This is a genomic window from Modestobacter sp. I12A-02662, from assembly GCF_041028325.1.
Taxonomy (GTDB): domain Bacteria; phylum Actinomycetota; class Actinomycetes; order Mycobacteriales; family Geodermatophilaceae; genus Modestobacter.
Map to the genome: position 1 here is coordinate 183,359 of NZ_JABGDE010000012.1, position 10,567 is coordinate 193,925.

Consider the following 10,567-nt stretch of genomic DNA (forward strand, 5'->3'; position numbering starts at 1 on the left):
CCTCCACCGCGGCCACGTGCCGTTCCCGGTGCGGTCCTTCACTCGGCGCGGACCAGGCGGCGGGCGCGGCGGGTGTCCGGCTGCGGCGGGCGTGGGCCCTCGTGCCGCCGGGACAGGTAGGTGCCGGCGACGTTGCCGCAGGCGATCACCGGGACCGCGATCAGCGCGCCGAAGATCCCGCCGATCAGCAGCCCGGCGGCGATGCCGAGGACGACGGCGAGCGGGTGCACCGACACCGCCCGGCCCAGCAGCAGGGGCTGCAGCACGTGCCCCTCCAGCTGCATGATCAGCACGATGATGCCCAGCGCGATCAGGGCCCGGATCGGTCCGACGGCCACCAGGGTCACCAGCACCGAGACCGTGCCGGCCAGGAACGAACCGATGATCGGGATGAACGCCCCGAGGAAGACCAGCGCGGCCAGCGGGACCACCAATGGCGTGCCGAGGAACAGCAGACCGACCCCGATGAAGACCGCGTCGAAGGCGGCCACGCCGACGGTGGCCCGGACGTAGGAGATCAGCGTGCGCCAGGCCCGGCGGGCCGCCTCGTCCAGGTAGGCCTGCGAGTTGACCGGGGCCAGGCCGACCACCCACAGCCAGATGTGCCGGCCGTCCATCAGGAAGAAGAAGAGCGTGAACAGGGTCAGCAGGATGCCGGTGAGCACCTCGCCGACGGTCGTGGCCGTGGTCAGCGCGCCGGTGGTCAGCACCTGCTCGTTGTCGACGATCACCTGCTGCGCGCTGGCGATCGCGTCGTCCAGCTGCCCCTGGGAGACGGGGAAGGTACTGGTGACGAAGTCGCGGATCTGGGTGATGCCCTGGTCGACCTGGTCGGCCAGGTCGGCGTAGCCGGCGACGAACTCCTCGACCACGAGCGTGATGATCCCCGCGACCACCCCCAGCCCGACGACCAGCATGGTCGTCGCGGCCAGCGGCTTGGGCCAGCCGCTGCGGCGGAGGTACGCGGCGCCCGGCTCGAGCAGCGCCGCGAGCAGCAGGGCGATGAAGACCGGGACCAGGACCACCGCCACGTAGCCGGCGGCGCGCAGGACGAGGTAGAGCGCGGCGACCACGACCAGCAGCCGCCACGACCACGCCGCGGCCACCCGCAGCCCGTTGGGCACGTCGCGCTCGGCGGGGCGGGGGACGTCGGGGGCGAGGAGGCTGCCCCGGCTGCGGTCCCGGCCGCGGCGCGGGGGTGGTCCGCCGGGCCGCGGCGGTCCGCTGACCCGGCCGGGGACGCCGAGGTCGGGCGCGTCGGGGTGGGGCGAGCCGACCGCGAGGTCGCCGTCGTCGGCGGGAGGCCGCTCGTCCGTGCGCTCGTCAGCCTCCGCCGGGGCGGGCGTCTCGACCCGGGTGAGCACGGGGCTGCCGTCGTCGACGGCCGGGGCGTCGTCCCGCTGCCCGGTGTCGGGTTCCAGGTGGCCGTGCCGCTCGTCGTCCATCACCAGCACGACCCGGGTGTCCGGCCAGCTCTCCGGCCACGCGTGCGGGTCCTGCTCGGCCGCCTGGATCCGGGCCCGGGCCGCTTCCACCAGGCGGCGGGCACGCTGCAGCATCGGGTCCTCCACGGGGATCGTGCCGAGGGGGCGGTCGGTGGGCAGGGTACGTGCGGGAGAATGGTCCCCGTGGTGCGACGAGCAGACCAGACCGCGGCGGTACCCGCATGATCGACCGCTACACGCTGCCCGAGATGGGCCGGGTATGGAGCGACCAGCACAAGTACGAGCTCTGGTGCCGGGTCGAGACGCTGGTCCTGGAGGAGCACGCGAAGGCCGGCCGGGTGCCGGTCGACGTCGTGGAGCCGGTGCGCAACGCGCCCCCGCCGACCCCCGAGCGGGTCGCGGAGATCGAGGAGACGACGCAGCACGACGTCATCGCCTTCCTCACCGCGTGGGCCGACAACACCGAGCCGCGCTCGGCCGCGGCCTACGTGCACCACGGCATGACCTCCTCCGACCTGCTGGACACCGCGCTGGCGGTGCAGCTCACCGACGCGACCGACGTGCTGCTGGCCAAGACCGACCGCCTGGTCGCCGCGCTGCGCGACCACGGGCTGGCCCACCGGGACACGATCCGGGTCGGCCGCACGCACGGCGTGCACGCCGAACCGGTCGTCTGGGGCCACCGGGTCGCCGACCTGGCCTTCGCCATGGCCCGCTCCCGGGACCGGCTGCGCCGGGCGCGCGAGTCGGTCGGCGTGGTGGCCATCTCCGGCGCCGTGGGCACCTACTCGCTGATCGACCCGTCGGTGGAGGTCGCCGTCGCCGACGCGCTGGGACTGCGACCGGCCGACGCCTCCACCCAGGTGGTGCTGCGTGACGGCATCAGCGAGTGGGTGGCGGCGCTCGCGGTCATCGCCACGGTGTGCGAGGCGATCGCGCTGGAGGTCCGGCACGGGCAGCGGACCGAGGTGCGGGAGCTCTCCGAGGCGTTCGGCTCGGGCCAGAAGGGCTCCAGCGCGATGCCGCACAAGAAGAACCCGATCCGTTCCGAGCGGATCGCCGGGCTGGCCCGGGTGGTGCGCGCGGCGATCGTCCCGGTGATGGAGGGGATCCCGCTCTGGCACGAGCGGGACATCTCGCACTCCTCGACCGAGCGGGTGTTCCTGCCCGACGCGGCGGTCACCACCGACTACCTGCTGAACCTGACCACCGGGCTGGTGGAGAACCTGGTGGTCGACGCCGACCGGATGCGCGCGAACCTGGAGTCGACCGGCGGGCTCATCTACACGTCCTCGGTGCTGCTCGAGCTGGTGGAGGGCGGCCAGTCCCGTGAGGGCGCCTACGCGCTGGTCCAGGGGGCCGCGATGGAGACCTGGCAGACGGGCACCCCGTTCCGCGAGACGCTGCGGACCCGGGCGGGCGCCGACGGGGTGACCCTGGACGAGGCCCGGCTCGACGAGATCTGCCGGCCGGAGCGCTACGTGCAGAACCTCGGTCCGCTGTTCGAACGACTGGCGGTGTTGTCATGACCCTCGACCTGCCACTGGTCGCCCGCGGGAAGGTCCGCGAGGTGTACGCCGTGGGGGAGGACCGGCTGCTGCTGGTCGCCAGCGACCGGATCTCCGCATACGACTCCGTGCTGCCCACGCCGATCCCCGACAAGGGCCGGGTGCTCACCGCGCTGTCGGTGTGGTGGTTCGAGCAGCTGGCGCCGGTGCTGGACCGGTTCGGCGCCTCGCACCACCTGGTCTCGGCCACGGACGTCCCCGCCGAGGTGGCCGGCCGGGCGATGCTGGTCCGCCGGCTGGAGATGCTGCCGGTCGAGTGCGTGGCCCGCGGCTACCTCGCCGGCTCGGGCACCGCCGAGTACGAGCGCACCGGGGGGATCGTCGACGTGCCGCTGCCCGCCGGGCTGGTGGAGGGCTCCCGGCTGCCGGCGGCGGTGTTCACGCCGTCGACCAAGGCGGCCGCCGGGGAGCACGACGAGGCGATCGACTTCGGCACCGTGGAGCAGCTGGTGGGGCCGGTGCGGGCCGACGAGCTCAAGGCGCTGACCCTGGCCCTCTACGACCGGGCCGCGGAGATCGCCGAGGACGCCGGGATCCTGCTGGCCGACACCAAGTTCGAGTTCGGCATGGACGGCGACGAGCTCGTGCTGGGCGACGAGGTCCTCACCCCGGACTCCTCGCGGTTCTGGCCCGCGATGACCTGGTCACCGGGCGCGCCCCAGCCGTCGTTCGACAAGCAGTTCGTGCGGGACTGGCTGACCACGTCGGGCTGGGACCGCACCGGGACGCCGCCGGAGCTGCCGGAGGACGTCGTCGCCGCCACCCGCGAGCGGTACGTCACCGCCTACGAGAAGCTCACCGGCCGCCGGTTCGCCTGACTCAGTAGATCGCGGCGAGACCGCGGGCGCGTGCGTTGCGCAGCGCGGTGAAGACGTGCGAGCGGATCAGGTCGGCCGAGGCCGGCGGCAGCGCCACGAAGCGGAGCGACCACTCGTGCAGCGAGTCGTTGCGCCGCCGGCGCCGGACCAGCTGGACGGGGGTGACCAGCTCGTCCGAGTACAGGTCGAGGGCGAGCGACAGCGGGGTCGTCCTCGACGGGTAGGGGATGTGCAGGCCGAGGTCGCCGTTGGGCCGGAAGACGGCGAGCAGCCCGCCCTCGCTGAGGTCCATCGTGCTGCCGATCAGCGTGATGTCCTCCCAGCTGATCGAGACCCGGAGACCGATCGGTGCGCGGACGCTCTCCCGCCGCTGCACCCGGCTGGCCGGGCCGGCGATCCGGAGCTTCCACAGCCCCTCGCTGGTGATCCCGGCGATCTCGGTGGGCACCGACCGCAGGCCGTCGTCGGACTGCCAGGACACCTCGAGGAGGTCCCGGTCGACGAAGATCGAACCCGAGCCGATGCCGTTGCGCGGCTGGGTCACGTACAGGAAGCCGTTGGCCTCACGCCGGACCCTGCTGGTGAGCGCCTCGTCCCTGCCGAGGGGCAGGATGCTGAGCGCGGTGTCCCGGCCCGGGTGGTCGATGTTCGGCTTGCGCGGGGCCGCCATGTCCGCTGCTCCCTTCGGTTCCGTTCCGGGGCCGCCGTCGGTGGCCCCTGGACAGGACATCGGCACCTCCCGGCGCTCGTTGATCATGGGCGCGGCGGCACCCACCCGTTCGGGGGAGCGGTCGACCGACGGCGGCCCGCTGGGCGGATCGGGGCGGTCGGTACCCTCGGAGCCGTGCCCGAGGTGGTCGTCGACGTCGTCCTGAAGCCAGAGATCTCCGATCCGCAGGGGCAGGCCGTGCTCGGCGCCCTGGGCCGGCTCGGCCACGGCGGCGTCCGCAGCGTCCGCCAGGGCAAGCACTTCGTGCTCGAGGTCGACGGCGACCCCGACGAGGCCGAGTTGCGGCAGATCGCCGAGACGCTGCTCGCGAACCCCGTCATCGAGGACGTCGAGCTGCACCTCCCCACCGACTGAGAGAGACCCAGTGCGCATCGGTGTCATCACCTTCCCGGGTTCCCTGGACGACGTCGACGCCGCACGCGCGGTGCGGCTCGCCGGCGGGGAGCCCGTCGCCCTCTGGCACGCCGACCACGACCTGCAGGACGTCGACGCGGTCGTCCTGCCCGGGGGCTTCTCCTACGGCGACTACCTGCGCGCCGGGGCCATCGCCGCCCGCGCGCCCCTGATGCGGGAGGTCGTCGACCGGGCCTCCCAGGGGCTGCCCGTGCTGGGCATCTGCAACGGCTTCCAGGTGCTGTGCGAGGCCGGCCTGCTGCCCGGCGCGCTGACCCGCAACAGCCACCTGCACTTCCGCAACCGCGACCAGGGGCTGCTGGTCGAGCGCGCCGACACGGCGTGGACGTCGTCCTTCGCCGCCGGCCAGCGGATCACCGTCCCGGTGAAGAACGGCGAGGGCCGGTACGTCGCCGCCCCGGCCGAGCTGGACCGGCTGGAGGGCGAGGGGCGCGTCGTCGTGCGGTACGCGGACGGCAACCCCAACGGCAGCTCCCGGGACATCGCCGGCGTGTGCAGCGAGGACGGCCGGGTGGTCGGGCTGATGCCGCACCCGGAGCACGCGGTGGAGGACCTCACCGGGCCGGGCACCGACGGGCTGGGTTTCTTCACGTCCGTCCTGAGCGCCCTGGTGGTGGCGGCATGACGCAGGGCCTGTCCGACCTGGACACCGGCCCGGGCCGGCTGGCGCACCAGCTGGACACCGTCGAGCTCGCCGCGCGGACCCCCGACGACGAGCAGCCCTACGCGGAGCTCGGCCTGCGGGCGGAGGAGTACCAGCGGATCAAGGACATCCTCGGCCGCCGGCCCACCACCGCCGAGCTGGCGATGTACTCGGTGATGTGGAGCGAGCACTGCTCCTACAAGTCCTCCAAGGTGCACCTGCGCCGCTTCGGGGACCTGCCGCCCAGCGACGCGCTGCTGGTCGGCATCGGCGAGAACGCCGGCGTGGTGGACGTCGGGGACGGCTATGCGGTCACGTTCAAGGTCGAGTCGCACAACCACCCGAGCTACGTCGAGCCCTACCAGGGCGCGGCCACCGGCGTCGGCGGCATCGTCCGGGACATCCTCACCATGGGCGCCCGGCCGGTCGCCGTCATGGACTCGCTGCGCTTCGGTCGCGCCGACGCCCCCGACACCGCCCGGGTGCTGCCCGGCGTCGTCGCCGGCGTGGGCGGCTACGGCAACTGCCTGGGCCTGCCCAACATCGGCGGCGAGCTGCTCTTCGACGACTGCTACGCCGGCAACCCGCTGGTCAACGCCCTGTGCGTGGGTGTCATGCGGCACGAGGACGTCCGGCTGGCGAAGGCCGAGGGCGCCGGGAACAAGGTGGTCCTGTTCGGTGCCCGCACCGGCGGCGACGGCATCGGCGGGGTCAGCGTGCTGGCGAGTGAGACCTTCGACACCCGAGCCGACGGGACAGGGGGCCCGGCCAAGCGCCCGGCCGTGCAGGTCGGCGACCCGTTCACCGAGAAGCTGCTCATCGAGGCGTGCCTGGAGATCTTCGCCGCCGACCTCGTCACCGGCATCCAGGATCTCGGCGGCGCCGGCCTATCCTGCGCGACCAGCGAGCTGGCCAGCGCGGGCACCGGCGGCATGCACATCGACCTGGACGCGGTGCCGCTGCGCGACAGCACGCTCACCCCCGCCGAGATCCTGATGAGCGAGTCGCAGGAGCGGATGTGCGCGATCGTCGAGCCGGACGACGTCGACGCCTTCCTCGCCGTCTGCCGCAAGTGGGACGTGCTGGCCACCGTCATCGGGGAGGTCACCGACGGCGACCGGCTGGTCGTCGACTGGCACGGGCAGCGGATCGTCGACGTCCCGCCGCGCACCGTGGCCCACGAGGGGCCCGTGTACGAGCGGCCGATGACCCGCCCGGCCGATCTCGACGCGCTGCAGGCCGACGCGCCGCCGTCGTCCTCGGCCGACCTGCGGGCCGACTGGCTCGCCGTCGTGTCCAGCCCGGACGGCGCGGACAAGACCTGGGTCACCGAGCAGTACGACCGGTACGTGCGCGGCAACACGGTCCTCGCGCAGCCCGAGGACGCCGGTGTGGTGCGGATCGACGAGCAGACCAACCGCGGCATCGCCCTGGCCCTCGACGGCAACGCCCGGTTCGCCCGGCTGGACCCCTACACCGGGGCGCAGCTGAACCTGGCCGAGGCCTACCGCAACGTCGCCGTCTCCGGCGCCCGCCCGCTCGCGGTCACCAACTGCCTCAACTTCGGCTCCCCGGAGGAGCCGGAGGTGATGTGGCAGTTCGCCGAGGCGGTCCGCGGGCTGGCCGACGGCTGCCGCGAGCTCGGGCTGCCGGTCACCGGCGGCAACGTGAGCCTCTACAACCAGACCGGTGGGACGGCGATCAACCCGACGCCGGTGATCGGCGTGCTCGGGGTGCACGAGGACGTCACCCGGCGGGTGCCCGGTGGCTGGCGGGCGGACGGCGAGACGGTGCTGCTGCTGGGCGCGACCCGGCCCGAGTTCGGCGGCTCGGCCTGGGCCGCGGTCGTGCACGGGCACCTCGGCGGGCGACCGCCGCGGCTGGACCTGGCCGCGGAGCGGGCGCTGGGCGAGCTGATGGTGCGGCTGGCGGCCGAGGGCTTGGTCAGCTCGGCGCACGACCTGGCCGACGGCGGGCTGGCGCAGGCGCTCACCGAGTCCGCCCTGCGGTACGGCACCGGCGCCCGGCTCACCCTGGCCGGTGACCCGACCGCCGCGCTGTTCAGCGAGTCGGGAGCCCGCGTCGTCGTCACCACCGCGGACCCGGCCGCACTGCGCGCCGCCGCGGAGGCGGCCGGTGTGCCGGTCACCGAGCTGGGGACGACGGGTGGCGACGCGCTGGTCGTCGACGGCGTGCTGGAGCTGCCGCTGGCCGAGCTGCGGGAGGCGTGGACGGCGACCCTGCCGGCGCTGTTCGGCAGCCCCGAGGTGGCCGTCGGCACCGTCCCGGCGGGCACCGTCCCCACCAGCTGACCCGTGCCGGCACCCATCCCCGCCGACGAGCTGCGGGCCGCGGTCGCCGCGACCCGGCCCTGGCTCGCGGGGGAGGCGGAGCGGCCGGCCCGGGCGGTGCTGGGCGCGGCGGTGAAGACCTCTGCCCGCTGGCTGGCCCAGCAGGTGCCGGGGCGGTCGGTGGAGCTGCGGGTGCCGCCGTTCGTCGCCGTCCAGTGCGTGCCCGGACCGCGGCACACCCGGGGCACCCCGCCCAACGTGGTGGAGACCGACCCGGCGACCTGGCTGCGTCTGGCCACCGGGGAGCTGAGCTGGGCCGACGCGCTGGCCGCCGGACAGGTCAGCGCCAGCGGCAACCGCGCGGACCTGTCCGAGCACCTGCCGCTGCCGCCGCTGCGCTGAGCTGAGCGCCGTCCACCCCGCGCGCCTACTCGTTGATCATGGGCGTCTTGCCCGCTGACACGCCGTCGGTGGGCGAGCCGCTGGCCAGACGCCCACGATCAAGAGGGGTTGGGACAGCAGGGAGCCCCGGCCGCTCGGGGGAGCGACCGGGGCGTCCCGGCGTGCGGGTGGCGATCAGCCGAACAGCGAGCTCGCCGTCTTGATCGTCTGGTAGAGGCCGTAGGCCAGCGGGACCCCGACGAGGGTCCAGGCCACGGCGATCAGGCCGACGGGGGTGTGGGTCTGCTGCGGCTCGCTCATCGGGCGGCCCCTTCCCGGACGGAGGTGGTGGTGCGGTGCTCCGGCTCGTGCCACCGGGCGGCCACCGGCTTGATCAGCAGGTTGGCGACGAAGCCGACGGCCAGCAGGCCGACCATGATGAACAGCGCCGGCCGGTAGTTGCCGGCGACGAGCTCACCCGGGGTGCCCTGGGTGTCGAGCACGCCGTTGACGATCAGCGGCCCGGCCACCCCGGCGGCCGACCACGCGGTCAGCAGCCGGCCGTGGATGGCGCCGACCTGGTAGGTGCCGAACAGGTCGCGCAGGTAGGCCGGGACGGTGGCGAACCCACCGCCGTAGAAGCTGATGATCAGCGCGGCGAGGATCACGAACACCCAGGTCGCGCTGCTGCCGACGGTGGCCAGCAGCACGTACAGGATCATGCCGACGCCGAGGTACACCATGTAGATCGGCTTGCGGCCGATGAAGTCCGAGGTCGTGGACCACACGAACCGGCCGCCCATGTTGAACAGCGACAGCAGGCCGACGAAGCCGGCGGCGGCGGTCACCGCGACCGTCGAGGTGTCACCGTCCCGGAAGAAGTCCTGGATCATCGGGCTGGCCTGCTCGAGGATGCCGATGCCGGCGGTCACGTTGCAGAAGAGCACTACCCACAGCAGCCAGAACTGCGGCGTCCTGATCGCGTTGCCGGCGGAGACGCTGGCGGTGGTGACCAGCTCGCGGTGCTTGACCATCGAGGGCTCCCAGCCGGCGGGCTTCCAGCCCTCGGCGGGCACCCGGACGATGAAGGCGCCGAACATCATGAAGACGAGGTAGACCAGGCCCAGGGTGAGGAACAGCTGGGCGACGGCGGAGCCGCTCGGGGTGGTGCCCGCGGTGCCGTCGTATGCCGGGTCGTACCAGTTCATCAGCTGGCGGGACAGCGGCGAGGCGATGAGCGCGCCACCGCCGAAGCCCATGATCGCCATGCCGGTGGCCAGGCCCGGCCGGTCGGGGAACCACTTGATCAGCGTGGACACCGGGGAGATGTAGCCGATCCCGAGACCGATGCCGCCGATGACGCCGTAGCCCAGGTAGAGCAGCCACAACTGGTCGGTGGCGATGCCCAGCGAGCCGACGAGGAAGCCGGTGACCCAGAAGCAGGCGGAGGTGAACATCGCGGCGCGCGGACCGTTGCGGTCCACCCAGGTGCCGAACAGCGCGGCCGAGAGACCGAGCATGACGATCGCGATCGAGAAGATGATGCCGATCGCGGTCAGGCTGGCCTCGAAGTGCGAGACGAGCGCGGCCTTGTAGACGCTGGTGGCGTAGGCCTGACCGATGCACAGGTGGACGGCCAGCGCGGCCGGGGGGATGAGCCAGCGGTTGAAGCCCGGGCGCGCGACGATGCGCTCCCGAGCCAGGAAGCTGGGTACTGCCACGGAACGACCTCCGGGGTTCGGGAGCGGTGCGGCCTGGTGGACGCGACCGGGCGACCTGTGTCCGGCTGCGGTGAGCCGGGTCGCGGCCGGAGCACGGTACGACGGCACGATCGGATCGGCGCGGCGAAGCCGGGACGACGGGGGCGCCGAGACCGGATCGTTGCCTGGTGCGCAGGCCCGGGCGCCCGGGCACACGGGCCCCTCCTGTCCCTAGGGTGGGCGGCATGCCGTACGAGGTGAAGGGCGTCGTCGCCCGCAGCAAGGGTGCTCCCGTGTCGATCGAGACGATCGTCGTCCCCGATCCGGGGCCGGGTGAGGCGGTCGTCGACGTGCAGGCCTGCGGGGTCTGCCACACCGACCTGCACTACCGGGAGGGCGGGATCAACGACGAGTTCCCGTTCCTGCTCGGCCACGAGGCGGCCGGGACCGTCGCCGCGGTCGGCGAGGGGGTCACCAACGTCGCGGTCGGGGACTTCGTGGTCCTGAACTGGCGGGCGGTCTGCGGGCAGTGCCGCGCCTGCCTCAAGGGCGAGCTGCAGTACTGCTTCGACACCCA

11 protein-coding genes are annotated in these 10,567 nt (G+C 73.4%); 7 read left to right on the forward strand and 4 right to left on the reverse strand.

The genetic code is table 11. The annotated features are described in order from the left end of the window. Positions 1–38: 38 nt before the first annotated feature. The gene (locus HL189_RS18330) at positions 39–1,559 is read right to left on the reverse strand and encodes an AI-2E family transporter (RefSeq protein WP_369135155.1); all 1,521 of its coding nucleotides are present in this window, start codon (positions 1,557–1,559) and stop codon (positions 39–41) included. 107 nt (positions 1,560–1,666) lie between these two features. On the opposite strand from HL189_RS18330, the gene purB reads away from it, so the two are divergent. Further along, a complete protein-coding gene (purB, locus tag HL189_RS18335; RefSeq protein WP_369135156.1) occupies positions 1,667–2,974 on the forward strand; it encodes an adenylosuccinate lyase in 1,308 nt (435 codons plus the stop codon). Beyond that, positions 2,971–3,831, forward strand: a complete 861-nt coding sequence (locus HL189_RS18340) for a phosphoribosylaminoimidazolesuccinocarboxamide synthase (RefSeq protein WP_369135157.1) — start codon at positions 2,971–2,973, stop codon at positions 3,829–3,831. The genes purB and HL189_RS18340 overlap by 4 nt, the downstream gene beginning before the upstream one ends. 1 nt (position 3,832) lies before the next feature. Here the strand turns inward: HL189_RS18340 and HL189_RS18345 are convergent, their stop codons facing one another. Further along, the gene (locus HL189_RS18345; RefSeq protein ID WP_369135158.1) at positions 3,833–4,501 is read right to left on the reverse strand and encodes a PilZ domain-containing protein; all 669 of its coding nucleotides are present in this window, start codon (positions 4,499–4,501) and stop codon (positions 3,833–3,835) included. 174 nt (positions 4,502–4,675) lie between these two features. Between HL189_RS18345 and purS the strand changes: the two genes are divergently transcribed. The 4 genes from purS to HL189_RS18365 are packed head-to-tail and all read left to right on the forward strand — an operon-like array spanning position 4,676 to position 8,311. Then, complete coding sequence (gene purS / locus HL189_RS18350; protein ID WP_369135159.1) at positions 4,676–4,915, forward strand: phosphoribosylformylglycinamidine synthase subunit PurS; 240 nt, start codon at positions 4,676–4,678, stop codon at positions 4,913–4,915. A gap of 10 nt (positions 4,916–4,925) precedes the next feature. Further along, positions 4,926–5,600: a phosphoribosylformylglycinamidine synthase subunit PurQ gene (purQ, locus tag HL189_RS18355; RefSeq protein WP_369135160.1), complete on the forward strand. Its 675-nt coding sequence runs from the start codon at positions 4,926–4,928 to the stop codon at positions 5,598–5,600. Further along, positions 5,597–7,930, forward strand: a complete 2,334-nt coding sequence (purL, locus tag HL189_RS18360; RefSeq protein ID WP_369135161.1) for a phosphoribosylformylglycinamidine synthase subunit PurL — start codon at positions 5,597–5,599, stop codon at positions 7,928–7,930. Before purQ ends, purL begins: the two co-directional genes overlap by 4 nt. Before the next feature lie 3 nt (positions 7,931–7,933). After that, positions 7,934–8,311 (forward strand): sterol carrier family protein, encoded by a 378-nt coding sequence (locus HL189_RS18365; protein WP_369135162.1) that lies wholly within the window; start codon positions 7,934–7,936, stop codon positions 8,309–8,311. Positions 8,312–8,485: 174 nt separating this feature from the next. Here HL189_RS18365 and HL189_RS18370 read toward each other — a convergent pair whose 3' ends face one another. Further along, the gene (locus HL189_RS18370) at positions 8,486–8,611 is read right to left on the reverse strand and encodes a hypothetical protein (RefSeq protein WP_369135163.1); all 126 of its coding nucleotides are present in this window, start codon (positions 8,609–8,611) and stop codon (positions 8,486–8,488) included. Continuing rightward, positions 8,608–10,011 carry an OFA family MFS transporter gene (locus HL189_RS18375; RefSeq protein WP_369135164.1) on the reverse strand — a complete coding sequence of 468 codons (1,404 nt, stop codon included), beginning with the start codon at positions 10,009–10,011 and terminating at the stop codon, positions 8,608–8,610. Before HL189_RS18375 ends, HL189_RS18370 begins: the two co-directional genes overlap by 4 nt. A 224-nt stretch (positions 10,012–10,235) precedes the next feature. Here HL189_RS18375 and HL189_RS18380 point away from each other — a divergent pair. After that, the coding region (locus HL189_RS18380) for an alcohol dehydrogenase catalytic domain-containing protein (protein ID WP_369135165.1) at positions 10,236–10,567 on the forward strand (332 nt) is incomplete at its 3' end.